General features: G+C 69.5%; 22 protein-coding genes and 3 pseudogenes. 12 read left to right on the top strand and 13 right to left on the bottom strand.

The window, feature by feature from the left end; all coding sequences use genetic code 11:
* Positions 1-88: 88 nt before the first annotated feature.
* The 4 genes from ACIPEK_RS40510 (at position 89) to ACIPEK_RS40495 (ending at position 5,278) form a co-directional block, all read left to right on the top strand.
* Entirely contained in the window at positions 89-1,486 is a 1,398-nt protein-coding gene (locus ACIPEK_RS40510) for an IS1380 family transposase (protein ID WP_402007118.1), read from the top strand.
* Positions 1,487-1,730: 244 nt separating this feature from the next.
* Positions 1,731-2,162 carry a hypothetical protein gene (locus ACIPEK_RS40505; protein ID WP_402007116.1) on the top strand — a complete coding sequence of 144 codons (432 nt, stop codon included), beginning with the start codon at positions 1,731-1,733 and terminating at the stop codon, positions 2,160-2,162.
* Complete coding sequence (locus ACIPEK_RS40500) at positions 2,155-3,417, top strand: hypothetical protein (protein WP_402007114.1); 1,263 nt, start codon at positions 2,155-2,157, stop codon at positions 3,415-3,417. The genes ACIPEK_RS40505 and ACIPEK_RS40500 overlap by 8 nt, the downstream gene beginning before the upstream one ends.
* A gap of 475 nt (positions 3,418-3,892) precedes the next feature.
* On the top strand, positions 3,893-5,278 hold the full coding sequence (locus tag ACIPEK_RS40495) for an MFS transporter (protein WP_402007112.1): 1,386 nt from the start codon (positions 3,893-3,895) through the stop codon (positions 5,276-5,278).
* Positions 5,279-5,332: 54 nt separating this feature from the next.
* Here the strand turns inward: ACIPEK_RS40495 and ACIPEK_RS40490 are convergent, their stop codons facing one another.
* Positions 5,333-5,812 (bottom strand): NUDIX domain-containing protein, encoded by a 480-nt coding sequence (locus ACIPEK_RS40490; protein WP_093900615.1) that lies wholly within the window; start codon positions 5,810-5,812, stop codon positions 5,333-5,335.
* A 30-nt stretch (positions 5,813-5,842) separates the two neighbouring features.
* Positions 5,843-7,444, bottom strand: coding sequence for an apolipoprotein N-acyltransferase (lnt, locus tag ACIPEK_RS40485; protein ID WP_402007110.1), 1,602 nt, complete (start codon positions 7,442-7,444; stop codon positions 5,843-5,845).
* Between the two features lie 190 nt (positions 7,445-7,634).
* Between lnt and ACIPEK_RS40480 the strand changes: the two genes are divergently transcribed.
* Positions 7,635-8,762 (top strand): O-antigen ligase family protein, encoded by a 1,128-nt coding sequence (locus tag ACIPEK_RS40480; protein ID WP_402007108.1) that lies wholly within the window; start codon positions 7,635-7,637, stop codon positions 8,760-8,762.
* A 142-nt stretch (positions 8,763-8,904) separates the two neighbouring features.
* Here the strand turns inward: ACIPEK_RS40480 and ACIPEK_RS40475 are convergent, their stop codons facing one another.
* Together ACIPEK_RS40475 and ACIPEK_RS40470 are read right to left on the bottom strand one after the other, a co-directional pair.
* Positions 8,905-9,468: a hypothetical protein gene (locus ACIPEK_RS40475; protein WP_402007106.1), complete on the bottom strand. Its 564-nt coding sequence runs from the start codon at positions 9,466-9,468 to the stop codon at positions 8,905-8,907.
* 59 nt (positions 9,469-9,527) lie between these two features.
* Positions 9,528-10,313 carry a glutamate racemase gene (locus ACIPEK_RS40470; protein WP_402007104.1) on the bottom strand — a complete coding sequence of 262 codons (786 nt, stop codon included), beginning with the start codon at positions 10,311-10,313 and terminating at the stop codon, positions 9,528-9,530.
* 58 nt (positions 10,314-10,371) lie between these two features.
* Between ACIPEK_RS40470 and ACIPEK_RS40465 the strand changes: the two genes are divergently transcribed.
* Complete coding sequence (locus tag ACIPEK_RS40465; protein WP_402007102.1) at positions 10,372-11,544, top strand: glycosyltransferase; 1,173 nt, start codon at positions 10,372-10,374, stop codon at positions 11,542-11,544.
* A gap of 52 nt (positions 11,545-11,596) precedes the next feature.
* On the opposite strand, the gene ACIPEK_RS40460 is transcribed toward ACIPEK_RS40465, so the two are convergent.
* The 4 genes and pseudogenes from ACIPEK_RS40460 to ACIPEK_RS40445 all read right to left on the bottom strand — a co-directional run bounded on the left by ACIPEK_RS40460 (position 11,597) and on the right by ACIPEK_RS40445 (position 13,874).
* Positions 11,597-12,922: a TerD family protein gene (locus ACIPEK_RS40460; protein ID WP_402007100.1), complete on the bottom strand. Its 1,326-nt coding sequence runs from the start codon at positions 12,920-12,922 to the stop codon at positions 11,597-11,599.
* Positions 12,923-13,142: 220 nt separating this feature from the next.
* A complete protein-coding gene (locus tag ACIPEK_RS40455; RefSeq protein WP_402007098.1) occupies positions 13,143-13,424 on the bottom strand; it encodes a hypothetical protein in 282 nt (93 codons plus the stop codon).
* 136 nt (positions 13,425-13,560) lie between these two features.
* Positions 13,561-13,713: pseudogene (locus ACIPEK_RS40450) on the bottom strand (ISAzo13 family transposase); the annotation flags it as partial.
* Between the two features lie 38 nt (positions 13,714-13,751).
* Complete coding sequence (locus ACIPEK_RS40445; protein WP_402007096.1) at positions 13,752-13,874, bottom strand: hypothetical protein; 123 nt, start codon at positions 13,872-13,874, stop codon at positions 13,752-13,754.
* Between the two features lie 518 nt (positions 13,875-14,392).
* On the opposite strand from ACIPEK_RS40445, the gene ACIPEK_RS40440 reads away from it, so the two are divergent.
* From ACIPEK_RS40440 to ACIPEK_RS40420, 5 genes and pseudogenes are all read left to right on the top strand, one after another.
* Positions 14,393-14,800: a roadblock/LC7 domain-containing protein gene (locus ACIPEK_RS40440; RefSeq protein WP_402007094.1), complete on the top strand. Its 408-nt coding sequence runs from the start codon at positions 14,393-14,395 to the stop codon at positions 14,798-14,800.
* Positions 14,797-15,162: a DUF742 domain-containing protein gene (locus ACIPEK_RS40435; protein WP_402007092.1), complete on the top strand. Its 366-nt coding sequence runs from the start codon at positions 14,797-14,799 to the stop codon at positions 15,160-15,162. The genes ACIPEK_RS40440 and ACIPEK_RS40435 overlap by 4 nt, the downstream gene beginning before the upstream one ends.
* Entirely contained in the window at positions 15,140-15,748 is a 609-nt protein-coding gene (locus ACIPEK_RS40430; RefSeq protein ID WP_402007090.1) for a GTP-binding protein, read from the top strand. The genes ACIPEK_RS40435 and ACIPEK_RS40430 overlap by 23 nt, the downstream gene beginning before the upstream one ends.
* The gene (locus ACIPEK_RS40425; RefSeq protein WP_402007088.1) at positions 15,745-17,019 is read left to right on the top strand and encodes a cytochrome P450; all 1,275 of its coding nucleotides are present in this window, start codon (positions 15,745-15,747) and stop codon (positions 17,017-17,019) included. The genes ACIPEK_RS40430 and ACIPEK_RS40425 overlap by 4 nt, the downstream gene beginning before the upstream one ends.
* A gap of 58 nt (positions 17,020-17,077) precedes the next feature.
* Positions 17,078-18,123: pseudogene (locus ACIPEK_RS40420) on the top strand (cytochrome P450).
* Positions 18,124-18,203: 80 nt separating this feature from the next.
* Here the strand turns inward: ACIPEK_RS40420 and ACIPEK_RS40415 are convergent.
* The 3 genes and pseudogenes from ACIPEK_RS40415 to ACIPEK_RS40405 all read right to left on the bottom strand — a co-directional run.
* A pseudogene (locus tag ACIPEK_RS40415) lies at positions 18,204-18,448 on the bottom strand (transposase); the annotation flags it as partial.
* Between the two features lie 399 nt (positions 18,449-18,847).
* Positions 18,848-18,988, bottom strand: a complete 141-nt coding sequence (locus ACIPEK_RS40410; RefSeq protein ID WP_402007086.1) for a hypothetical protein — start codon at positions 18,986-18,988, stop codon at positions 18,848-18,850.
* Between the two features lie 339 nt (positions 18,989-19,327).
* Positions 19,328-20,539, bottom strand: coding sequence for a Dyp-type peroxidase (locus tag ACIPEK_RS40405; protein ID WP_402007084.1), 1,212 nt, complete (start codon positions 20,537-20,539; stop codon positions 19,328-19,330).
* A gap of 57 nt (positions 20,540-20,596) precedes the next feature.
* Between ACIPEK_RS40405 and ACIPEK_RS40400 the strand changes: the two genes are divergently transcribed.
* Positions 20,597-21,940, top strand: a complete 1,344-nt coding sequence (locus ACIPEK_RS40400) for a right-handed parallel beta-helix repeat-containing protein (protein ID WP_402007082.1) — start codon at positions 20,597-20,599, stop codon at positions 21,938-21,940.
* 111 nt (positions 21,941-22,051) lie between these two features.
* Here the strand turns inward: ACIPEK_RS40400 and ACIPEK_RS40395 are convergent, their stop codons facing one another.
* Both ACIPEK_RS40395 and ACIPEK_RS40390 read right to left on the bottom strand, forming a co-directional pair.
* Complete coding sequence (locus ACIPEK_RS40395; RefSeq protein ID WP_402007080.1) at positions 22,052-22,825, bottom strand: hypothetical protein; 774 nt, start codon at positions 22,823-22,825, stop codon at positions 22,052-22,054.
* A 183-nt stretch (positions 22,826-23,008) separates the two neighbouring features.
* On the bottom strand, positions 23,009-25,582 hold the full coding sequence (locus ACIPEK_RS40390; RefSeq protein ID WP_402007078.1) for an SdrD B-like domain-containing protein: 2,574 nt from the start codon (positions 25,580-25,582) through the stop codon (positions 23,009-23,011).
* Between the last annotated feature and the right edge of the window lie 451 nt (positions 25,583-26,033).

Genomic DNA, 26,033 nt, shown 5'->3' with positions numbered 1-26,033 from the left:
TTGGACATGAAGGCGCGGATGCCCTCTGAGCTGGGACGATGGGACTTCCTACGGTTCCATATCCACAGAGCAAGAGAGCACCCGCGAGATGCAATCTTCCCATGCCGCTTCGGCGGTGTCGGCCGCGTTCGACGATCAGAATCTCATCGCGGATGCCGGGCTGGTCCCGGTGATGCGGCTGGCCGAACGGTGCGGGCTTTCGCGCCTGGTGTCGGAGAAGGTGATGCTGACCGGGGCGGCAAACGGTGCGGGTGCAGCAGCCGACGCCAAGGTCACCAGCATCGTGGCAGGCATGGCCGCAGGAGCCGACAGCATCGATGACCTGGACATGCTGCGCCACGGTGCGATGCCGACCGTGTTCCGAGAGGTCCGTGCCCCGTCCACGCTGGGCACGTTCCTCCGCGCGTTCACCCACGGTCACGCCCTCCAACTGCACGCGGTGCACCGCAGGTTCCTCGGCGCGCTGACCGCGCACACCCCGCTGCTGCCCGGCTCGGGCGAGAAGGCGTTCATCGACGTCGACTCCACCCACAAACGGGTCTACGGCCGCACCAAGCAGGGCGCCGAGTACGGCCGGTTCAAGGGCATCCGCACCCTGCACCCCCTGCTCGCCACGATCTGCACCCCTACCTCGCGGCCGTTGATCGCCACCGTGCGGATGCGCCGCGGCAAGGCAGCCGACTCCCGCGGCGCCCCGAAATTCGCCGCCGAGGCCCTGGCCACCGCGGCCGAGGCCGGCTGCACCGGCCTACGCGTCCTGCGCGCGGACTCCCAGTTCTACAACGCCGGGGTCATCGCCGCCTGCCACCGCAACGGCGCCCACTTCTCGATCACCATGGGCATGAACCCCTCCATCAAGCGGGCCGTCGCCGCCATCCCCGACACCACGTGGCAGCAGATCACCTACCCCACCGCAGTCCCCGACCCAGAGACCGGAGAACTCATCTCCGACGCCGAAGTCGCCGAGATCCCCGCATACACCGCGTTCACCGGGCGCAAGAAGAGCGAGCAGGTCACGGCCCGGCTGATCGTGCGCCGGGTACGCGACCTGGCCAAACCGCCCACCATCGACGAGCAGGGCGAGCTGTTCCCCATCTGGCGCTACCACCCGTTCATCACCGACAACCCCGCCCCAACCCTCCAGGCCGAGCGGGAACACCGCCACCACGCCGTCGTCGAGCAGGTCATCGCCGACAGCAAAGCCTCCGCCCTGGCCCACCTGCCCTCGGCACACTTCCACGCCAACGCCGCCTGGCTGACCCTGTGGGCGATGGCCTACAACCTGCTGCGCGCCGCAGGCGCTCTGGCCGGCGCCTTCCACGCCAAGGCCACCACCGCCACCCTGCGTGCTCACCTGGTCCACGTTCCCGCCCGGATCGCCCGCTCCGCCCGGCGCCTCACCCTGCACCTACCGCAGCGATGGCCCTGGCAAGACGCGTGGGCACAACTGTTCGCCACCATCCACGCGCCGCCCGAGACACCCTGACGCCACTCCCCACCCCGCCCGCCAGGGCCCGACCCAAGCCGAATCGTGGAAAAGCTGGGCAGACCAGCGGATACACCCTGTCCGCACTCAGCTGACAGTCCGAGGCCCCGCCCCAAAAACCCTCGTAGATCATTTCGAAACCACGTCGGTGAATCGAGGCTAAGGCTGGAGTCCGGCATCGGCGGTTTTCTCGTCGGAGACCAGGGGTAAAGAGAGTTCGGGCTGAACTGACGGGGGGGCATGGGTGGCGCGCGAGGACGTCGACACCGAGTTTCATCTGTTCACAAACTCCACACTCGGCGAAACAGTCGTGGCCGAAGAGGCTCTCGGCGAAGCGGGGGTGGCGGGGCGGCAGGTCCACGCGCAAGGCAACGTCCCACTGGGCGACATCGTCATTTCCGGGGCCGCCTCCCTCACCGCCCTGACCCACGCCATCGTTACGCTGCGGCGTCAGTTCAAACGCGGCATCATGATCGATGCACTAGGGTCGGAGGGGCTGGTCATCAAGTCCGACGGCACCCTGCCGCGAGGCCTCTTGGTGATCCGTAACGCAGACGGTCAGGTCGAGGTCCGGGATGCCGAAGGACTCAGCGAGACACTGGCCGGGGCGCTCAGCGGCCGCGGCCAGGCCCCACAGCAACCCTCCCCGCAGGTCTCCGGAACGCCGAATGCCTGAGCGTCCCTATACGGCGAGTGCGATTTTCGTCGAGTTCCAGAACGTCGAACTGGCAGCGGAAGCAGTCAGAATGGCACGCATATACGCTGATATGACGTTCATCCGTGCGGCGAACCCAGAGAGCCCCCTGCTTCGGGACTGGTCCCAGTACGTCATGTTCAACGAACCGACTCGCTACATTCTGGACTGGCTCCTTGTTGGTTATGCCGTCACCCCTGGTCCTGACGGTGTACATCCGGGATTCGAGAAGGCCAGGGAGGTGGCCAGCAAGCTGGAGGCATTCAGCCTCGTGTCATCAGCGTTGGAGTGCCAGACCTTCGCCCACACGAGCCGCGACGGCCAGGAAGGCTACCTCATCGCAGTATCGGCCATCACCAGTAGCGTCATGGCCAACATTTGCTGGGGGTTCGGAGCTGTCCTCCACTGCTACGAACTCAGCGATCCAGAGCTGGTCCCCAGCGAGATGATCTTCGGCGGTTTTGACCGTGACATTAACGAGAGCACAGGCATCGCGACTCGCATGGATGAAGCCATCTTCACGCACCTTCAGACATGGGGACCTCTTCAAAGTCCGTTCACCCCTATACGTTCGATCATTCCCATAGGCACCTGGCTGATGCCTAAAAAACTCCCTAACCTTGTCGAAGCAAGGCGAATTGCCTTTGCTTGTCAGGGGTTCCTGCTGGCACACGAGCTCACTCACGTCATCGCGGGCGATGTGGCGAGCGAGAGCACTGCGGGCGAGCCCCCGCGCCCACCCTTCCTGTCCGGCCTTCCGCCTGAGGTTTCACGCGAAGCGGAAGCAGACTACGAAGCGTTCAGGCTGACTCTCAACAGTCTCGTCGAACGAGAGGGCGGACCGCATCTCTTCCCCGATCCCGAGGAGCTACGGGCGACCAAGCCGTTCTCCCGCACGTCGCTACTGCCGCGGAAGAGAGGCGAACAGCGGCGAGTACGGAAGGACCTGACACTATTTCTCGACTGTGTCGAGTCTGCCGTCATTGCCTGCTTATCCTTCTACGCCGTTGTTGATCTTCTCTCCGCTGTCGCGAGGCATCGCGGACTGGAAGACCAGGCTCTCCGCTTCGAAAAGGTGGCAGACCGCCGGAATGTGGTGCGCGGGTGTGTGCGGTGGTATGTGGAATCGGCTGAAGAGGAGTGGGGGGTCAACATGCGACCGGTCATGCTGGACCGAATGTGCAAGTACCTGGATCGGCACATTCTCCACCTGAAGCGGATGATGGTGGGCATGTAGGCGCGCCCCCCATCACGTGATCGTGAATGGGACGCGTCAACACCCGCTCTCCTGGCGGACGTCATCCGGCAACGGTTCCGCAGGGACCCGCCGGGCCTGACGGCAGTCGCGCGGAGGTGAGGAGCACTGCACTACCCGTCCGATCCGCCCCGAATGCCGAAGTTCAACGCTGCGTAGTCAGCACCAAGTCAGCACGGGACAGGTGATCAGGGGTGCTGACATGCGGTTTTAGTCAGCACCAAACCAGCACGGGATCAGCACCAGGGCACTGAACCATGCCGAACAACGCAACTCGGACAGACGCCTGTCAGCCTTCAATACGGTCCTCGAAGCAGTCTCAACATGCCTGTCATGGTGGCCTCGCGCACACCCGGCCCGAGAACTATGGTGTCCCGCCACATGTGCCTCTGACCTGCCCATTCCTACGGTGTGGCGACACGAAACCGTCCCCACCAACCGTCCGGAAGTGGTGTTCATGGCTGCCTCGGCATCCGCCCCGCCGACCACCCGCTCACTCAAGCGCATCGTCGCCGCAAGCCTCATCGGCACCACCATCGAGTGGTACGACTTCTTCCTGTACGGGTCAGCTGCCGCGCTGGTCTTCAACAAGCTGTTCTTCCCCGAGTCCGAGCCGCTCGTCGGCACGCTCCTCTCCTTCCTCACCTACGCGGTCGGCTTCGCCGCCCGGCCGCTCGGTGCCCTGGTGTTCGGGCACTACGGCGACCGGCTCGGCCGCAAGAAGCTGCTGGTGCTCAGTCTGTTGATGATGGGCGGAGCGACGTTCGCCATCGGCCTGTTGCCGACGCATGCCACGGTCGGGGCCGCCGCCCCTGTACTGCTCACCATCCTGCGGCTGGTGCAGGGCTTCGCCCTCGGTGGCGAGTGGGGCGGGGCCGTGCTGCTCGTGTCGGAGCACGGGGATGCCAAGCGGCGCGGGTTCTGGGCCTCCTGGCCGCAGACGGGTGCGCCGGCCGGGCAGTTGCTCGCCACCGGAGTGCTCTCCGCGCTCACCGCGCTCATGTCGGACTCGGCCTTCGGGGCGTGGGGCTGGCGCATACCGTTCCTGCTCTCCGGTGTGCTGGTGGTCGTCGGCTTGTGGATCCGTCTCTCCGTCGATGAATCACCGGTGTTCAAGGCAGCCCTGGCACAGGCCGAGGAGCGCAAGGCGGTCGCCGCGATGGCCGAGAAGATGCCGCTCGTCGCCGTGCTGCGACACCACTGGCGCGATGTGCTGATCGCCATGGGAGCCCGGATGGCGGAGAACATCAGCTACTACGTCATCACGGCGTTCATCCTCGTCTACGCGACCACAGCAGCGGACCTGAGCAAGCAGACGGCGCTCAACGCGGTACTCATCGCCTCGGCCGTCCACTTCGCGGTCATCCCGATGTGGGGCGCGCTGTCGGACCGGGTCGGGCGCAAGCCCGTCTACCTCGTCGGTGCGATCGGCGTGGCGCTGTGGATGTTCCCGTTCTTCGCGCTGATCGACAGCCGCAGCTTCGGGAATCTACTGCTCGCCGTCACGGTCGGGCTCATCTTCCACGGGGCGATGTACGCGCCGCAGGCGGCCTTCTTCTCTGAGATGTTCGCGACCCGGATGCGGTACTCGGGTGCGTCGATCGGGGCCCAGTTCTCATCGGTCGCGGCCGGCGCCCCGGCGCCGCTCATCGCCACCGCGCTGCTCGCGGACTTCAACAGCTCGACCCCCATCTCGCTGTATGTCATCGCCGCGGCACTCCTCACCGTGCTGGCAGTTGTTTGTGCCAAGGAGACCAGGAACCGGGATCTCGCGGACATCGAGGGGGCTGCCGCAGAGCCGGACGCACCCGCAGCGCTGCCGGCCGACGCCCGAACCGTCTGAGCCCTGCTCGCCGGGCGGGCCCCAGAACCGGGGCCGCCCGGCGAGCGCCGGATGTCACTGCTGGGCAGTGGGTTCGAACCAGGTGGGTTCGTCGGTCAGGGACTGCTTGATCCTGAAGAGCCCGAACTCGTTCAAGGGCGGCAGCGCGTCCACCGGGAACCAGCCCACCTCCAACGACTCGTCGTCGTTGACGCGTGCCTCACCACCGGTCGCCCGGCAGCGGAAGGTGACGTCCAGGTACTGGCAGCGGTCGCCGTTGGCGTACTGCACCGGTTCCAGGGCCTGTGTGAGCACCACCCGCTCCGCCACACAGCGCACAGCGGTCTCTTCGTACACCTCACGCTCCGCCGTCGCCGCCGGCTGCTCACCCGGCTCACAGATGCCACCGATGACCGACCACTTGCCGGTGTCGGAACGGCGTCCGAGCAGCACTCGGCCCTCGTCGTCGAAGACCACGGCGGTGACGCCCGGCAGCAGGAGCAGTTGTTGGCCCGCGGTGGCGCGGATCTCACGGATGAAATCAGGAGTAGCCATGTGCCCGACCCTACGTGGCGCGCGAGTGGATCAACGACTCCGCCGGAGCCGCACCGAACCGATGGTGACCCAGCCGAGCCCCGCCACAGCGATCAGCGCGAGGACTCCTTCGGGGAGCGTGCCCATCCGGGTCGCGGGCGTGAGCGAGGACCTCAACGGCACCTTGTCCACCAGCGCGTCCGCGGTGAACAGCTTCGTCTGCTGGACGACCGTCCCGTCGGGACGGATGACCGCGCTGACCCCACTGGTGACGGGGACGACGACGGACCTGCTGTGCTCGACCGCCCGCACCCTGGACATGGCCAGCTGCTGATAGGTCATCTCACTGCGCCCGAAGGTGGCGTTGTTGCTGGGTACGGAGATCAGTTGGCTGCCGTGCTCGACCGTGTCCCGTACGGCGTCGTCGAACGCCGCCTCGTAACAGGTCACGAGCCCCACATTCGTACCCGCCAGATCGAAGACGCCGACCTGCTTTCCGGGGCCGAAGTCCCGCTGTACACGGTCCACGTCGGCGCTGAAGAGGCGTACGAAGGAGCGCATCGGGATGTATTCGCCGAACGGCTGGATGTGCCGCTTGTCGTATGTGCTGACAGGCCCCTTCTTCGGATCCCACTGGATGAGGGTGTTGCGCAGCTTGCCGGTGTCGGGCTCGACCACCGCCCCGATCACGGTGGGTACGCCGATCGCCTTCACCGCGTCGTCGATCACGATCCGGGCGTCGGCGTTCCGGTAGGGGTCGAGGTCGGAGGAGTTCTCCGGCCACAGGACGAAGTCGGGCTGGGGAACCTTGCCCGCCTTCACTTCCTGGGCGAGCTGTTCCGTGCGGCGCACATGGTTGTCGAGGACGGCGCGGCGCTGGGCGTTGAAGTCGAGTCCGAGCTGCGGCACATTGCCCTGGATCGCGGCCACGGTCGCGGTGCCGTCCTCGGCCGAGTCGTCCACGAGCGGCAGGGCGGCGAACGCGGCGGCGACGGGCACGAGGACGGTCGCGGCGGCTGCGGCGACGGCGGCCCGGGGCACCTCACGCGTGCTGCGACAGGTTCGGAACTGACGTACCGCCTCATAGAGACCGAAGCCGCACAGCACCACCGCGAAGGAGAGCAGCGGCGTGCCGCCCACGGCCGCGAGCGGCAGGAACACGCTGTCCGCCTGCCCGAAGGCGATCTTCCCCCAGGGAAAGCCGCCGAACGGCACCCGGGCCCGGATCCCCTCGTCGAGGATCCAGACAGCGGCGGCCCACACCGGCCAGCAGGCGAGGCGTGAGACGGCGGCGATCCCGATGCAGCCGACCGCGATGAACAGCGCCTCGGCCGCTGCGAGTGCCAGCCACGGCACCGGACCGACCTCTTCGCCCGTCCAGTGCAGCAGCGGCAGCATGAAGCCCAGTCCGGCAAACAGGCCGAGGCCGAACGCGGCGCGCAGTCTGCGTTCGTGCAACACCCAGCCGAGCAGGGCGAAGCCGGGCAGAACCAGCCACCACAGGGGCCGGGGCGGGAAGCTCAGGTACAGCAGCACTCCCGAAAGCACGGAGGCTGCGGGCCGTACGAGCCGTGGCATCACCCGTCTCCCCCGGGACGCGGGGGTGGATGCGGGCCGCTGCGGGTCGTCGACTGGGGTGATGGTGGCGCTCACCCGGCGGAGTCTACGGTGGTCGGCTGTGTGTCCGGCAGCCCCGCTCGCGTGATGGAACCCCTCGCGCCGGATCGTTTCGCCACTTTCCCGGACAGATCCGGGCCGCTGGCATTACCGTGTCCGCCAGCCCCCCCACCGTCGGCCGGATCCGGCCGATCGCCAACGGGACGGTCACAGGTCGGGGGCGAACGTGACGATTGCACCTGCGGGGCGGGGCCGGGCGCGGGAACGTGGCAACGCTTCCGACGGAGCCGGGGCCGTGGTCCTCGCCGCCTGCGCGGTCTGGTCGTTGATCAGCGCCGCCGGACGGGAGACCGGTCCGGAGGGTGTCCTGCTGGCTCTGCTCGCCGTCGCCGCGGGCTTCGCCTGTGGACGGATCTGCGGAACGCTGCTGCCGGTGGCAACGGCCACGGCTGCCGCCGTGGGGGCGCTCCTCATGGGGCTCCTCTCGCGTCATGGCATGCCTGGCGCCACGGCCACGGTGGACACGGCGCCCGGTCACGCCGGGGCTGCCGCCGCACTGCTGGTGCTCGCCGCGGGCGCCGCCTGCTGCGCGGCGGCGGCGTCCCGGCAGGCACCACTGCGTTTCTCCCTGCGGCTGCTGGCGCTCGGCACAGCCTGCGCCGCGCTGGCGCTGCGCTCGGTGGCCGGGTTCGCCGCGGCACTCGGGGTGCTGCTGTGTTCGCTGGCCGCCGCCAGAATGCGACAACGGCTGCTCGGCCTCGCCGGGCTCGCCCTGGCCACGGGTCTCGTCGTCGCTACGTCATGGGCGATCGCCGCGGACGCGCTGCCTCAGGGCCTCATGGTGTCCCTGGAGGGTCCGCTCACCACGCACCGGGTGCTGCTGTGGCAGGACGCGTTGGAGCTGGCCGGCAAACATCCGGTGCTGGGCATCGGCCCCGGACGGTTCGCCGAGCTGAGCCCCACCGTGGAGCAGACCGTCCAGTCCGACGGCAGGCCGCACTCGGCGCCTCTGCAGCAGGCGGCCGAGCAGGGGGTGGTGGGGGTGGCGCTGCTGGGGTCGGCCTTCGGCTGGCTGCTGTACGTGCTGTGGCGGTCGCCCCGCACCACGGCCGTCGTCCTGACGGCGGGCGTCGCGCTCACCGCACTCGCGGTGCTGGCGAGCGTCGGCAATGCGCTGAGCTTCACTCCGGTGACCGCGGGCGCCGGGCTGCTCGCGGGGCTGGCGTCGGCCCGGCGGCCCATCGGCGACGGTACGACAGGGGCGGACGGTACGGACGGACCACGTGGACCGGGTGGTGCGGATCAGGCAGGTGGTCCGGATGACGCACATCAGGCAGGCACGTGGTCTGGATGACGTGCATCAGGTACGTGGTCCGCAGGGCGTAGACGGGGTGGCCAACCGTCCCGGCGACGCAGCCCGTCGCACACGGCGAGCGAACCGCTCCACCCCGCTCCGAGCCGGTCGCGAGTCCCGGAGGCAACGCATCGGGCCGCGATCAGGCCCCGGCCGGTGCGCCGGTCGCCGACAGGTGCAGGCGCTCGCGGATGAACCGTACGCCCGCTTCGGCGTCGTCGACCGTGATGGTGAACGTCCTGCCGTCACCGAGCCGGAGCACCAGGCCCTCGCCCCTGCGGACCACCACGGCCGTACCCTGGTCGGGGCGCCAGCGGTAGCCCCAGCCGCCCCACTGGCGCGGGGTGACCTGGGGTGCGAACTCCGCGCCCACCACATGGGTGAGCAGAATCCGGCGGCGCGGCAGGCCCATGTGGCCGCAGCGCACTTCGAGAGCGTCCCCGTCGACCCTGACGGCCACGTTCACGAAGGCGAGTGTGCCGAACAGCATGAGCAGTCCGGCGGCGACGCAGCCGATCACCGACATCAGCAACGGGGCGATTCCGGAGGCCCAGTCGGAGGTGACGGCCAGCTGGATGCCGAGCGCCAGACAGGCCGCGCCTGCGGCAGCGAGTACCCACTGGGCCCGGTTGGTGGCCCGGCCGACCCAGACGTCGGAGTGGGGGTCGGCTCCGGTGTGCCTCGGTTTTCGGGGGTGGTCCCTCATGTCAAGCAGCGTACTTAAGATTCCGCACGCCGGGGATGGGTCCAATGGCCTCCGCGGGGTCAGCCGGCGGGGCTGACGGCCCCCAGCAGCTGCCCCTCGGCATAGGCCAGCGCGCTTTCCGGCAGTTCGGCGATGCGCCCGCTGAGGAGGACGGTGAGGCCGCCGGCCGATTCGGCCGACGGAGCGGGTCCGACCCCGATTCGGCGCAGCGCCTGGGCGGCGACGGCACCGGCGGAGCCGTGCAGAGCGACCGGAGGCAGACCGGGCTGCCGCACGGCGGCACGGATGCGCTCGGCGACCAGTTCGTAATGGGTGCAGCCCAGGACCACGGCCCGCACATCGCGCGGGGTGAGTGCGGCGGCTGCGGCGATGGCCCGGTCGATCGCCGGTTCGTCCGCGTGCTCCACAGCGTCGGCGAGACCCGGGCACGGGACCTCGGTGACGGCGACGGAGCCGGCGAATTCCCGGATGAGTCCGCGCTGGTAGGGGCTGCCCGTGGTGGCGGGCGTGGCCCAGATCGCGACGGGGCCGCCACCGGCGACGGACGGCTTGATGGCCGGAACGGTGCCGATGACCGGCAGTGCGGGTTCCAGCTCGGCGCGGAGCGCCGGCAGGGCGTGTACGGAGGCCGTGTTGCAGGCGACGATCAGTGCGTCGGGCCGGTGGGCGGCGGCCGCGCGGGCCACGTCCAGCGCGCGGGCAGTCACGTCCTCGGGGGTACGCGGCCCCCAGGGCATGCTGCCGGGGTCCGAGGAGAGCACCAGATCGGCGTCGGGCCTGAGCCGGCATACCGCGGCGGCGGCCGCGAGCAGGCCGATTCCGGAATCCATGAGCGCGATCTTCACCCGGTCACCTTAGTCGACCGCCCTTGCGGTTCCGTCACAGTGGGGCAGACTGCGGCAAATGACTGCCGTTGCCTGGATCGCCGTGGGTTCGCTGGCCGCATGGGTGTGGCTGCTGCTGGGACAAGGGTTCTTCTGGCGGACCGATCAGCGGCTGCCGCGCCGGGAGGCCCCGGAGCGCTGGCCGTCCGTGGCGATCGTCGTGCCCGCACGTGATGAGGCCGACATGCTGCCGGTGAGTCTGCCGTCGCTGATGGCGCAGGACTATCCGGGGGCCGCGGAGATCTTCCTCGTCGACGACTGCAGCGAGGACGGCACGGGGGACGTCGCCCGTGCGCTGTCCGTGCGGTACGGGGGCCTGCCGGTGACGGTGGTGTCGCCCGGTGAGCCGGAGTCCGGCTGGACGGGCAAGCTCTGGGCCGTGCGGCACGGGATCTCGCTGGCCCGGGCCCGGGAGCCGGAGTTTCTGCTACTGACGGACGCGGACATCGCGCATGAGCCGGACAGCCTGCGGGGGCTGGTCGCCGCTGCCGTTTCGGGCGGGTTCGATCTGGTCTCGCAGATGGCCCGCCTGCGGGTGTCGAGTCTCTGGGAGCGGCTGGTCGTACCGGCCTTCGTGTACTTCTTCTCGCAGCTCTATCCCTTCCGGTGGGTGAACCGGGCGGGGGCCCGGACGGCTGCGGCGGCAGGTGGATGTGTGCTGCTGCGGACCGGGGCGGCGGACCGGGCGCGGGTGCCGGAGTCGATCCGGCAGGCGGTGATCGACGATGTGTCGCTGGCGCGGGCGGTGCAGCGCAGCGGCGGCCGGATCTGGCTGGGGCTCGCGGAGCGGGTGGACAGCGTCCGGCCGTATCCGTGGCTGGCGGATCTGTGGCGGATGGTGTCACGGAGCGCATACGCCCAGTTGCGGCACAGTCCGCCGCTGCTCCTCGGGACGGTGCTGGGGCTCGCACTGGTCTATCTCGCGCCGCCGGTCACGCTCGTCGCCGGGCTGCTGGGCGGTGCTCCGGTGGCGGCGTGGGCGGGCGGGGTGGCGTGGGCGGTGATGGCCGGGACGTACATGCCGATGCTGGGCTACTACCGGCAGTCGCTGTGGCTGGCGCCGCTGCTGCCGTTCACCGCTGTGCTCTACCTGCTGATGACGGTCGATTCGGCGGTTCAGCACCACCGGGGGCGGGGCGCGGCCTGGAAGGGACGTACATACGCCCGTCCCGAGGCCGCGCCGGACCGTTGAGCGGAGCCGTCCGTGGGCCGATGGCCGCAGTGCCGGCCGGACCCCCGGGGGGTCATTTACGGCCGGGTGTCCAGTTCATGCCCCACCCATATGCGTGGTCGATGGTGCGCTGCGGGCTCACTCCGCGCTCGGGTACGAGATAGCGGGCCTCGCGCTGCACCGTGAGGTCTCCCCCGTTGTTGGTGAGGAGCGCGAGCGCGCAGACGGTGGACGGGACGGTGCATTCGTCGAGGGAGAAGTCGATCGGGGCGCCGTGCTGGGGCCGGAGGGTGACGGTCGCATGGAGATCGGCGAAACTCCGCGCGCCTTCATAGATGGTGACGAAGATCAGGACGCGGCGGAGCTTGTCCTTCTGGTCGAGGTTGACGGTGAGGTTCTCGCCGGTGGAGACGGCACCGGTGCGGTCGTCTCCGTCGAGATGGATATAAGGGGGCTGCCGGAGTGCGCCGAACGCGTTTCCGAGCGCCTGCACGACTCCCTTGCGGCCGTCGGTGAGTTCGTAGAGGGCGCAGAGATCGAGGTCGAGGTCCGCGTGGTTGGCGACCGCTCTGCCGAGCTTGCTTCCCCAGCCCTTGAACTGTTTGCGCACTTCCCAGTTGAGATTGACCCGTAGTGCTCCCGAAGTGCCGCCCTGTTTGGCGAGGGAGACCGATGGCGCGTCCTTGGTGAGAGTCACCTTCGACAGACGGACCGGCGGGGTGGCCGGATGTACGGGAGGTGCCGGTGGCGCCGCCGGCGGTGCGGGCGGAAGGACCGGCGGGGGTGGCGGCAGGCGGTCAACCTGCGTTCCCCGCTGGGACTGTTGAGGCGATTGGGGTAGTCGATACGGCTGGGGCTGCTGTGGTTCATCGACGGAAATACCGAAGTCCTTCGCGAGGCCTTCGAGGCCGGTGCTGTATCCCTGACCGACGGCACGGAATTTCCAGGCGCCCTGGCGTCGGTAGAGCTCGCCGAGAATGAATGCGGTCTCGACCGTCGCATCCGCACTGTCGAAGCGCGCGATCTCCGAGCCGTCCGCCGCGTCCATGATCCGTACGTACAGTCCCGTCACCCGCCCGAAGGTGCCGCCGTCCGCGGAGGCTGCCAGGACCACGCGCTCGATGGCCGGCTCGATGCGCGCCAGGTCGACCGCGAGGCTGTCCGTCACCCCGTCACCGACGGTCCGCTTGCCCTCGTGGCGCACCGCGCCGGATGCGTGGGAGGGCTGGTTGTAAAAGACGAAGTCGGCGTCGTTGCGCACCTTTCCCGACACGACAAGGAGCGCCGAGCCATCCACGTCCGGTGTCCCCGGGGAGGCGCGCCACCCCAATTCGACCCGCACGGCGTGAGCCGCCAGCGGAACATTGGCTCCTTTTAACATGGTCATGCCCGCCCCCATCGCGAGTCCGGCTGCCCGGAGACTTTTCTCCGTTCTCCGCCAACCTAATCCCCTGCTCCGCACAGGGCCTACAGCGGCGCAGTCACCGTCCAGCGATCCGCCGGCACCCCCCTCCGTGAACTCGCCCATTACACGATCTCAACGCCCCCGAACGCCCTTTTTTCCCAAGTTCGCTCGCATTGGGGATCGAAGTTCACTCACAACGCGCAAAACGACCCTCCTATCGGACTCCCCAACGGAGCCCCTCGTCGGAGGGCTCCCGTGTGGAAACCAGCAGCCGCGGATCAAGCCGCCCCTCCACCCTGATAGGCGGCAGGGCGACCTCCTCCGGCGGAATGGGCGTGCCGGGCATGCTGGCCAGCAGCGCCATGCCCTCGGCCCAGACACCTCGCTCGCCCCAACGGCGCCAGGTGCTCGCCACTGTCGCCCAGGGGCCGTACTGCTCGCCGATCTCACGCCAGGAACAGCGACTGACGGCCTTGTGCGGCAGGGCCTCCAGCATCACCCGCGGGGGCCGCGTCGGCCGTCCCGCGGACGGGCCCGAACCCGGCGTCAGGCGATGCGGCTTGTTCGCCGGCTCCTGGTTCGCCCCCCGCCGCTGCCGCCGTGCTGTTGCCCGGCGGCGCGCCCAGCGGCTGCTGGGGGTGGAGGGTGCAGTTCCAGTCACCGTGGAAGCGGTGCCGCGTGATCGGCAGGGCGGCGATCTCGTCGTCGCCGACCTGAACGCCTGTGGGGTAGTGGTCGGTGTCGAGTTCAGCGTGCACCGTCAGGCCGGTCTTGGTGGACGCGGAATCGCTTCACCACCGGGCTGAAACCCGATGCACTGCGATCAATCCCGGTAGCGGGATGAGCTGGGTGACGTCGTTGCGGTTGCCGCCTTCTCGGCGTCGGTGATGTCGGCGAGATCCCGCAGACCGGCTTCGCCGTCGTCGGCCGCTTCGCCCACCGGCACGGTCTCAGTGTCGATCTGGGTCCGTCGCCGTGCGGAGGTGTCCGCGCGGTGATCCTCGTGCCGCTGGAGCTCCTGAAGACCCTCGCGCCCGCCGGAGCGCCAGGCGGGCGGGTTCTTCCCACGCCGCCGCCCGCTCCGCCGTCACCCCGGCCGCCCCCGACCGCACCGTTCCTGCGCAAGCCCCGGATCCAGCGGCCGAACCCGCCCCGCCGCCCCAGCCGCCCCGGGAGGCGGACCGGTCCGGTTCGCTCCCGCCTGCCACCGATGGTCCGGCCGCACGTCACCACCGGTTGCCCCAGCGCAGGTCTAGGCGTGACGGATACGTCCCCGCGGTGGAGGAGGCGCCGACCGCTGTCATTCCGCCCGGTTCGCCGGAGGACGCCGGCGACTGGATGGGGCAATTCTTCGAAGGCAGCCGGACCACGCCCCCCGTCCGGCTCTGCTCCCGGTCACGGCCCGCACGACCCCCCGTACGACTCCTCCACCACCCCCGATTCCTCGAAAGGACAGATGTGAGCATGAATTACGTGGAGAACCCGGAGCAGCGTGGCTGGATGATCTCCGAAGTCGCCGCAGTGCCCGGCGTACGGCTGGCGATCGTCTTCAGTTCCGACGGTCTGCTGTTGGCCGACTCGGAGGGCATGGACCGCGACTCCGCCGACCGGTTGTCGGCGAGCTGCTCGGGTCTTCAGTCCCTCGGCCGCGGTCTCGGACGGGAGTTCGGCGAGGACGGCGGCGCCGTGCACCAGCAGATGGTGGAGTTCAACGGCGGTTTCCTGTTTATGCGCAGTGCCGACGGAGCACATCTCGCCGTCGTGACGGGCCCCGTGATCGACCCGAAGCTCGTCGCCCGGCAGATGCAGGCGCAGGTGATGAAGATCGGGGCGCGCAATCTCAGCAGCCCGCCGCGCCAGGGCCCCGCGTGAGCGGGCCGGGAGCGGGGTTCTCGGACGGTGCGTTACGCCCGTACGTGATCACGAAGGGGCGCTCCCGGCCAACCCGTAACACGATCGGCGTCGAGACGCTCCTCGTGGCGGTGGACCCCCTGCGGGCCCTCCCTGTCTCCGCGACCAGGGAAGAGATCGCCCTCGTGCGCATGTGCGCGCAACTACTGTCCCTCGTGGAGGCCGCCGCTCATCTCGGGCTGCCGGTCAGCCTGGTGAAGGTGCTGGCGTCCGACCTCGTCGACAGCGGGCATCTGTCCGCACGCTCCGGTGTTCCACAGGCCGCCCTGCCCGACAAGCAACTGCTACAGGAGGTACTGGATGGTCTCCGTCGGCTCCGCTGACCGCTACTTGCCCGACACGGTGCAGCAGGCCGTCAAGATCCTCGTCGTGGGCGCGTTCGGCGTGCGCAAGACCACGCTCGTCGGATCCGTCAGCGAGATCGAACCGCTGCGCACCGAGGAGGTGATGACGGCGGCGAGCGTGGGGGTCGACGAACTGGCCGGTCTGAGCGACAAGACGACCACCACCGTCGCCATGGACTTCGGTCGTGTCACGCTCAGCTCGCGACTGGTCCTCTATCTGTTCGGTACGCCTGGCCAGCGGCGGTTCTGGGATCTGTGGGAAGGGCTGGCCGAGGGCGCCCTCGGTGTGCTCGTGCTGATCGATACCCGCAGGCTGGAGGAGAGTTTCGACGTACTGGAGCAATTGGAGATCCGCGGGCTCCCGTTCGCGGTCGCGATCAATCAGTTCCCGGACAGCGAGCGCTACACCGACGAGGAACTGCGTGGTGCGCTCGATCTGCTGCCCGAGACACCCATAGTGACCTGCGACGCGCGCGACCGCGCCTCATCGGTCGATTCCCTGATCAGGTTGGTGGAACACGTATCGGGCACCCATGCGGCGCGCACCCTGGAGTCGGCCTCATGAGCACTCTGCCGCCGCCGGGGTGCCCGGCGCACGCACAGCACGGCACCGGACTGCTTGCGCTGTCCGCAGTCGTCGGCTCGTCCGACCCACGTGCGGCCTACCGCAGGCTCCGCGAGGAGTGGGGCAGCGTCGCGAAGGTCGAGCTGGAGCCGGGAGTGCCCGCCTGGCTGGTGATGGGCTACCGGGAACTGCTGGTCATCACCCGGCAGGAGCAGCTCTACTCCCGCGACGCCCGTAACTGGCGCGACCTGAACGAGGGGGTCGTCTCGCCGCATTCGGGGCTCCTCCCGATGATGGGATGGCGTGCCAACGTCATCGGGGCCGACGGCCCCGAACACCGGCGGCTGCGCAAGCCTCTCGACGACGGGATCGCGCGGATAGACCAGCGCAGGGTGCGTCGTGAGGTGGAGGCGTTGTGCACGGATCTGATCGCGACGTTCTCCGAGCGTGGCAGCGCTGATCTGGTCAACGAATACGCCACGATCGTGCCGATGCTGTCGCTCGCTTCGTTGTTCGGCCTGGACAGCGAAGAGGGCCGGGAACTGCTCAACGCGCTCATCGCACTGTTCGGCAGCGCGGCGGACTCCCAGGCCGGCAACCGCAACTTCGAGCAGATCCTCCTCGATACGGTGCGCGAGCGGCGGAGCAATCCGACCGACGACATGACGACGGTCTTCATCAACCACCCCAACCTGCGCAACGAGGCGGAGCGCCTGCAGTCCATCGTCGTGATGATCTCCGCAGGAAACGAGACGGTCACCGCCTGGATCTCGCACACGCTCCGGCTCACGCTCACCGATCCGCGTTTCGCCGCCCACCTGCACGGCGGGAGGCTCGGAGTGGATGACGCGCTCGACGAGGCGCTGTGGCGCGATCCCCCCATGAACAACATGCCCGCCCGGTACGCGCTTCACGACACCGAGCTGGGAGGCCAGTACATCCGGCGCGGCGACTGCCTCATCCTCGGGCACGCAGCCGCCAACGACGGTCCCGAGGTCCGGCCGGACGGTGCGGACGAAGGCTGGGGAAACCGCGCGCATCTGGCCTTTTCGGCCGGCCCGCATGTGTGTCCCGCACAGGTGCCCGCTCGGCTGATCACTCGTACCGCGGTGCAGACCGCTCTGCATCTGCTGCCGGACATGAGACTTGGCGTTCCGGCGGACGAGGTGGCCTGGCGTCCCTCTCCCTGGACGAGGGTGCCGGTCGCACTGCCCGCGGAGTTCTCCGCGGCCCGTATACCGGCCCGTATCCCTACGAGGACGGGTCGATGAACCCTCGTATCCGACAGGACCACCGCACAGCAGGTCCTGAGATGAGGAGCAGTTCGGCATGACGCCACATATACCTGTCATCACTCTGGATCCTCATGGGGCGGACCATCACGGCGAGGCGGCCAAGCTCCGTGAACTCGGCCCCGTGGTGCGGGTCCAGCTGCCCGGCGACGTGATGGCCTGGTCCGTGACGGATCACGCCCTGCTGAATGAGATGATCACCGACCCCCGCTTCAGCAAGGACTGGCGCAACTGGAACGCCATCATCCGAGGCGAGATTTCGGACGGCTGGCCCCTCATCGGCATGGTGAAAGTCACCAACATGGTGACCTCGGACGGCCAGGAACACCGCCGCCTGCGCAAACTCGTCACCCAGACCTTCACACCGCGCCGCGTCCAGGAACTGCGTCCCCGTATCCAGCAGATCGTGGACGACCTGCTGGATGACCTGCCTTCGCATGCCGCCGCCGACGGCAGTGTCGACCTCCGCCGTCACTTCGCGCACCCTGTGCCCATGCAGGTCATCTGCGAGCTGTTCGGCGTTCCGGCCGACGAGCGTCCCCGCCTGCAGGAGTGGGTACTCTGCTGCTCATGCTGTCGGCAGGGCAGGAGACCACCCTGAGCCTGATCACCAATGCGGTGCGCGCGCTGCTGACCCATCCCGACCAGCGGGAGATTGCCGTACGGGGCGACGCGGACACCTGGGCGAACGTGGTGGAGGAGACGCTGCGCTGGGACGCCCCGATTGGGAACTTCCCCTTCCGCTATCCCCTTGAGGACGTCGAGATCGCCGGGGTGCGCATCCCGAAGGGGGACGCGATCATGGCTCCGTTCAGCGCTGTGGGGCGTGACACGGCCCAGCACGGCGAGGATGCCGACCGGTTCGACATCACCCGGAAACAGCGCAAGCACCTGGCCTTCAGCAACGGCCCGCACTTCTGCCTCGGCGCGCCGCTGGCGCGGCTGGAGGCCGCGTTGGCCCTGCCCGCAGTGTTCGAGCGGTACCCGGATCTCGCGATGGCAGTCGATCCGGACGCCCTCATCGCGGTACCGTCCCTCTTCTCGAACAGTTCCTCGACCCTGCCCATACGGCTCGGCATCTGACCCTGTTTGCGAGGCCCGGCGGAGCATGCCTTGACGCTGTTGGTTGATTCGGGCCTGGTGGCTTCGCCCCGTCGTTGTGCGGCGGGGCGAAGTGCTGCAAGGGGGCTGGTTCGGGTGCGTGCGTGGGGCGTGCCGTGAGCCATGCGGCGATGCGGATGAGGTTGACCGCGGCGCCGGTGAGCTGGTGTTGGAGGCTGGTATTTCGCAGGCCGCGGTAGCGGGATCTGTGCAGGCCGCAGGCTTGCACAGCTTGGGAGACGGTCCCTTCGGCCCCGGCGCGGATCTTGTAGCGGTCCTTCCACTCGTCGGTTGCCTGGAGTTTCCGGGCGTGCTGAAGCGCTCGGTCCGGCCAACGCGGCGAGGGCCAACCATCCCCGCCCACGCCTGGGCTGGGATTCCGCGCCCCGTGTGGAGAGGCACGTTCACCCGTCACGGTGAACAGCAGCCCAGAACGCATGAAGCTCGGCCGCCGGGATCGGATTGGCCGAGCTTCACGTGTGTTCGGCGGGCGGAGCGGCCGGCCTCGCCCCTCAGAGCCTGTCGGGTGACCTCCGATCGGATAGCGGACGCGGTCTGGTGCGTGCGATTCCAAGGCGGAGGAGGGAGTCAACGCGAAGGGGGTCTCCCCATGCCTTCAGCTATGGGGGAGTCGGTGACTGACGACAACGCGGGAAGCGTGCGTGCCAGGGCGTGGCCGCCCGGTCGGAGGTCACCCGACAGGCTCTCAGCCGGCCGGAGCGCACAGGAGCAGCTCCCGCGTGTTCTCGGGCAGCACCTGGCGCAGGACCGGTGCGGTGGAGCCGAGCGCGTTGGCGAAGCACGCGACGAGGTCGTGCCGCGGACTCGTCCGCTTCGCCTTGGCCACGAGGACACCGGTTCGCCGGCCGGACCCGGGCCCGGCACGCCGCCGTTCATTCCCTGCTGAAGGCAGGACACAGCCGGCGCTCGGTCCACCGGCAGTTTGGGATGACCTACCGCCTCGCCGACCGGGAACCGTTCCGCCAAGCCGTGCGCGGTTTTGCAGCTCGGCCAGGGCGGTCTGCCAGAACCTGGCGCCCTCGCCGCCGCCACCGACCCGCAGTCCGAGGATCTCCCGGTGTCCGTCGCAGGGACCGCGAGGACCACGTCGCGGGTGATCTCCGGCAGCGGCCCGTCGGCCCCTTTTGGCCGTTGGTCGTGCTGGGGGGAGGGAGCGATGCGGACTTCATGTCCAGAGCTGTTCGCCGAAAGTCCCGGCGGGTGCAGTGCCGGGCAGGACGTAGGCCACGGCCGAGGCCCGGTGCTGGAGGAAGGGGGTGAGGGCGTCGCGGGCGGCCAGACGGTCCTGGACGCGGGTGAACTGGGCGGGGTCGCGCATGAAGGCGCAGAAGAGAAGGCCGCGGTCGGTCGGGCCATCGTCGTAGCTGTAGCTGCGGCGGAGCATACGGGCGCCGCCGTCGAAGCGGGGGCTGGCGAGACGCACGTGGGCGGTGGCCGGGATGACGTAGGAACCGTCGGGGTTCTTGGCGTAGACGTCCGGCTCGTCATGCTCGGCGGTGCCGCTGAGGGGGACGCCGTCGCGGGCGCGGCGGCCTATCACCTGGTCGCCCTCACCCTCGGGGAGGGCCGCGAAGCCGGTGACGTCCATGCGGATCCTGCGGTAGACCAGAACGGTGCCGTTCCGGTGGGCTCCGGATGGGCCCCAGACCCACCGCTCGGCCGCCGCGTGATCGGGGTTGGCGATGCCGTCCTTGGAGCCGAACAGGTTGCGAGGGGTGGTGCCCGGGGTCGTGTGGGGCAGGAAGCCGGACTGGGTCCAGCGCGGTACGGCGCCGGCGGCGTGCGCCGCCGTGCCCGCGAGTTCGGCGACGATGGTGAGGGTCCAGCGGTCGGCTGCGCACAGTTGGACCAGAAGATCGCCGTTGCTGCGGTGCGGGTCGATACGGTCGCCGGGGAAGGGCGGCAACTCGCCGAGAGAAGCGGGGACGTTGAGGCCGAGGCGAGCGGCGAGGGCAGGGCCGACGCCGACCAGGGAGGTGAGCCGGGTCGCGCCGCCACCCTGGAGTCGCGGGTCCGGCGGGACGTCGGAGGCTGCGGTGGCGAGCGTGCGGGTCAGCGCGCCGAGGACGCTGCGCAGGGTCTTCCGGTCGGCGCCGGCGGAGGTCTGTGGGAGGTCGAAGGAGAGCAGGTGCGTCGCCGGTTGCTGGGGCGCCGTGACACCCGCCTGTCGGGCGCCGTGGAAGGGAATCGCGGCCTCGGCCGGCGGGGCGCCGGCGGTGGCACGGCCGGCTGTCCGGTCGTCTCTCGCAAGCTCGTCGGCCGCCGCGCCGATCCCGGCGGCGAGCACCGCTCCGCCGGCGAGCAATGCCCGGCGCCGCCCGAAACGGGTTGCCGCGGGTCGGGATGAATCCTGCGCGTTTCCCTGTTCGGTGGGCATACGCCTATTGGAGACGATAAAACAACTGCCATGCAAATCCTGTCTACAAACGGCCTGTTGAAGCGTTCGGCAGTCCCGGCGGCGGTGTTCCGTGCGGCGCTGCGTCTGTCGCTGCTGGTCGTCTCGGTCGCGATGGCGGCCACCGGGTGCTCGGCAACGGGGTCGACGTCCGCCGATGCGCGGCATCCGGCCGGGGGCGTGCTGCGCGTTCCGCAGGACTTCCCCGCGGTGCAGCAGGCGGTGGACGCCGCTCGTGAGGGCGAGACGGTGCTGATCGGCCCGGGCGTGTACCGGGAGAGCGTGAGCGTCACCAAGCCCCGCGTGGTGCTGCGCGGAACGGACCGCAACGCGGTGGTCTTCGACGGCGGTGTGCGTCTGGCCAACGGCATCACTGTGACCGGCGCCGGCTCGGTGGTCGAGAACCTCACCGTGCACGGCTACCTCGCCAACGGGGTGCTGTTCACCGGCGTCACCGACGAGCGGTTGCAGCAGCGCGGCGCCGGCGGCTCCGCCTACGACCCGCTGGACACCGCCCGCTTCCCTGCCGTCCGGGGCTTCCGCGCGACCCGGGTGACGGCGTACAACAACGGCCTGTACGGCATCTACGCCTTTGACGCGCGCGACGGCGTAATCGAGGATTCCTACGCCTCCGGGCATGCCGACTCCGGCATCTACGTCGGCCAGTGCAAGCCCTGCAACACCGTCGTCCGCGGCAACACCGTGGAGCGCAACGCGGTCGGCATCGAGCTGACCAATGCCTCGGACGGCCTGTCGGTGCTGGGCAACCGCGTCGCCCACAACCGGGTCGGTGTCACGGTCAACTCCAATGATCTGGAGGCCCTTGCCCCGCAGCACGGTGCGGTGATCGCGGGCAACGTGATCGCCGACAACAACGCCGCCGACACGCCCGAGCAGGCGGACGGGGGCTTCGGCATCGGCATCGGCATCGGCGGTGGTACCGGGAACCGCGTCCAGCGCAATCTGGTCCGGGGCAACCGGGCGGCCGGGGTGGTCGTCACCGACCCGCCGGGGCATCCGGCGAGCGGCAATCGCGTCGAGGGCAACCGCGCCACCGGCAACGGCACCGACCTCGTACTGGCCTCAGCCGATCCCAGCAACTGTTTCGCGGACAACCGTCCCAACACCCAGAGCCCGGACGGCCTGGAGGGCCACGCGGGCTGCGGCGCCCGCCGTCGGGGCGCGCTGCCCAGCGGCCGGACGGCGCCGGTGCAGGCGCCGCCCGGCGTCCCGTTCAGCCAGGTGCCGGCCCCGCCCGCTCAGCCGTCCATGCCGGACCCGATGACCCCGGGCAGCCCGGCGACCGGCCTGCCGGGGGCCGTCGACACGGCCGCGTACCCGCTCCCGAAGGAGGCGGACGCCGTGCCCCGCTCGCACTACTGAGCACGGTGCTCCGGTGGGCTCGGCCCCCGTCCACCATGCCGCCCTGGAGGGTGAGTTGAGGAGGGTCGTCGTCGGCAACCGCGGCAGCCGGGGCGCATGGGCACGCAGATGTCAGCCGGTGATCCACGGCGCCTCGGGGAGCTTCGCGCGGGCGTCGCGTCCGGAGAACTCCACGGTGGTCGGAGTCCCCAGGCCCGACATCCGCATCGTCACCCGCCGCAGGCCGCCGTCGCCGTCGCCGTCGATCCAGTACGTCAGCGGCGACCGCCCGCCGTCGGGCCCCGCACTGGGCGTGGCGCCCTGGGCGCGCGGCCCGGCGAACCGGTCGTAGCTGCGACCGTCGACGCGGTCGCGACCCAGCCAGCGAGCTCCGGACTGTGCGAGAAGCAGCGGGTTGTCGGGGCGGTCCGCGCCGAGCTCGATCAGCAACTGGAGCCCGGCGTCCAGGGGATCGGTCGTGTAGGAGCGCGCGGACCAGTCCGAGCGCGGGATGTGCTCGGCCTGCTGCCAGGGCGGGCTGTTGTCGCCCTCCGGCGCGGGGGCGAGGCCGAGGCCGCCGGTGTCCCAGACGATCAGGCCGTGGTCGAACTGCCCGGCGACGGGCCCGGCAGATCCGGAGGACCTGGAGGATCCGGAGGCCCCGGTGACCTGGTAACTCCCCACGGCCCGATGGGTTCGGTAGTCCACGACCCCCCTGACCCGCACCACCACTCCGCCGCCCTCGGTGGCGGTGAGGGTCACCGCCACGGGACTGGCCTGGTACAGATTCAGCCGCGACAGTGCCAGCCTGGACGCCTCGTCCATCGTCACCGGCCGCTCGGTGGTCTCGTCGGAGAGAGTCCAGTAGGCGGCCAGGCCGGTACCGCACACCGCGATCACGATCACGATCAGTGTTATGCACCAGAGGGTCCGACGCGGCGTACGGCCGCTCGTCCTCAACTTCCGAGCCATGCAGTCGCTTTCTCTCGTCGGCTGGTCACACAGTCGGGCGGGTTCGCGAACCGCTGGTGCGCGAACCCGCCCGATCCGGCCCGGAGGGTCACCGAGGCCGGCTGCCCTGCTGGAGGGCTAGCGGTGCAGCGCCCTTCGCCTGCGCATCAGCACGAACATCGCCGTGCCGAGGGTGGTGAGCGCGGCGGCGCCGGCCAGGGCCATCAGAACGACCTGGCTCATACCCGTGCCCGCCAGGTGCGAGCCGGGCTCGGGGCCTGGTGCGTGCGGTGTGCCCGGTGCTTTCGGAACCGGCGTCGTCGGTGTTGGTGTCGGCGTGGCGGCGGGCAGCCGCCGGTTGACCGCTGTCACCGAGACCCCGGCGTCGAGGTTGTCGGAGGTCAGCACCAGCGGCCCGAACACCGTCTCGTCCGGTACCGCGTATCCCGCCGGCGGGCTGACTTCCTGCCAGTAGTACGTCCCCGGCGCGCCGCCGCCCTGGCAGATGCCGTCGGCCTTGGTCGTGCAGGCCTTGCCGACCTGCGTATCCGGCGTCGTCCCGGTGGTCTGCGCGCCCTCGGAGCCGTTTGTCTCCTTCCACAGCTGGAACTTCGCCTCGGCCAGTGGTTTTCCGTCCTGGTCGTGTTTGACCAGGCGCAGCACACCCTCCTGTTGTCGGAAGCCGAAGTCGTAAGTGTGGTCGTTCTCTCCCGGCCCGCCGGTGGTCAGCGCCCGTTCCGGGTACTTCGCGCCGGACGGAACGATGCCCTTGGAGTCGATGAAGTGGTTGTCGCCGACATCCGCGTCGGTGGGCACCCACTGGTGGAGCGGGCCGCCCTTGGCGTAGTCGGCCGGGTTGTCGAGCCGGATGGTGTACTTGGTCCTCGGTTCGAGGCCGCCGGTGACGTTGGAGTCGTCGAAGTAGTACTCACCACGCTCCGACGTCTTGGTCGTGCCGACCTGCTTGCCCGACTCGTCGTAGAGGTGGACGGTCGCGCCCACGACCGGGCGCTGGCCCGGGTTCTGGATGCCCTTGCGCTCGGGGTCGTACCAGACCCGGTTGCCGATCTGCAGCGGGGCCTGGTCGCAGAGCACCTCCAGGTCACCCATCGAGGCGCCCTTGCCGAACGGGGCCACGGTCCCGGGCGGGTTGAGGCGCAGGCCGCCCTTCGGGTCCTGCTTGCCGTCGCGCTGGACAAAGGAGGTGCCGTACCCGAAGGCGGTGCTGTTGGGGTCGAAGCCGGAGGTCGCGATGGTGTTCTCGACCTTGGAGAGCGCCATGCCCGCGAAGGCCGCGTTGTGGTGGGAGCCCATCCGGCTGTTGTCGAAGAAGCGCGTTCCCCGGGGGGAAAGCCCGCAGCCGTTGTTGGTGTCCATCACGTACACCCCGCCCGTCAGGCATGCCTTGTCCAGGTCACCGCCTGACAGGACGTTGGCGGGTGTGTTGGGCGTGGGACCGGCCGGGGCCCGGTCGCCGAAGCGGTCGCGGAACGCCAGCAGCATGGAGCCGTCGGCCTCGAATCCGATCTCGCCCAACTCCGGTTCGGGTTGGGCCAGATAGCTCTGGCAGGCCTGTCCGTTCTGGGACGTCGGGAAGGTGTTGGTCCAGGGGAACCAGCCCGCGCCGTCGCATGGGCCACTGCCGACGGTGGACTGACGCGGGTAGTCCAGCGGCTGGTCCAGCACCGCCTTGCGGAACGCTCCGGTGGCGAGGTCGAAGGGCATGACCACCGCGCGCAGGTCCGAGGGCTTCCCCGTGGACTCGCCGGAGCACACGCCGCCGAGGTAGCCGACGCCGTCCTGCAGGCCGAGGCCGAAGGGGCGCCAGTCCCCGGCCGCCGGGCAGCCCGGGTCCGGGATGGCGTAGACGGCCTTCGGCGCCGAAGCGGTCGCCGCCGTGGCGTCGTAGCGGTAGAGCTTGCGGTTGTTGAGGTTGACGACGAACAGGTCCTTGCCGTCATCGGTGATCTTGATGCCGCCCAGGCTCTCCTTGCCCGGTACGGCAAGGAAGGCGTCGTCGGTACCCGACCCGTGCGCCGTCGTCCCCGCGTCCGGGACGACGGTGAACCGCGTGGTTTTCTTCTGCGTGAGGTCGGTCACGTAGATCCCCCCGGCGCCACCCGGACCGTAGTCCGTGGAGCGCTTGGCCACCGCCGAGGAGAACACCCGCTTGTCGGCCTTGTTCCACGCGATGCCGAACAGCGTGCCGGTGTCGGCGTTGGTGGCGATGTTCGTGACGTTGACGTCGACGCCGTCCTGACCGCGTGCGTCGTACGGGAAGGAGACCAGCGTGCGCTGAGCCCCGCCCTCGCGCGTGGCGGGCTGACAGGTCGTCATCAGCGGTGCGTTCTTCTGGCAGTAGTCACCAGGACTCCACAGCCCGGTGGTGTACGCCACGCTCTTCCCGCCCGAGAGGTCGACGAACTCCTCATTGCTGCTCAACTGGTTGGGCGCACCGTCCAGTCCCTGGCGCGAGGCGAAGGCCGGGAACAGCACACCCGGTTTCGGATTCACCACCTGCACCCGGTACTTGCCGTTGGTGGTCTCACCCGCCGCCGGAGTCAGCGTCACGGTGCCGTCGGCCGCCGTAACCCCCTCGATGCCCGCCCCGGCGTCGTCGGTGAGGGTCACCTTGACGCCCGCGATGCCCGGTTCCAGCGCGGGCGTCCACACTCCGCTGGTGTCCACGGCCCGGATCACCCGGACCGTCACCGACCCGTCCTCCGCCTGTGAGTACGCCGCAGGCGCCATGGCTAACGAGCCACTACCGATTCCCAAGGCGAGCGCGGCCACGCAGCCAACGGTGCGGCGACCGAGCACGCCCGGCCGCCGCCGACGCGGCTCGGGCGCGGCTCCCTTCGCTTGTTCATTTGTGGATTCCATCCCCTGCTCTCAGCGTTCAAAAGGGCCTGTTGCCCTGCTCGTGAGGGAGTACATAGAGATGCGGAGAACCGCCTTGCCGGCGATCTTAGAAGGGTTTTAGGCAAGATCGTGGCGGAATGGCGAACTCGTCCTCCGTCAAATCCTCGTGCAATGGCCTCTGAGCGCATCGCGGGCGGGGCGGCGAGGTGGCTAGTGCCGTAGCAGGGAACGTTTGCCCTGTTGTGATGTGACGCGCCGTTCGGGTGCTGTGCCGGGCGGCGTGTGGCCGTCACTCTGTTGG

It is taken from the genome of Streptomyces sp. NPDC088246 (assembly GCF_044741025.1).
Classification (GTDB): Bacteria; Actinomycetota; Actinomycetes; order Streptomycetales; family Streptomycetaceae; genus Streptomyces.
This window is presented reverse-complemented; position numbering and strand designations above follow the sequence as displayed.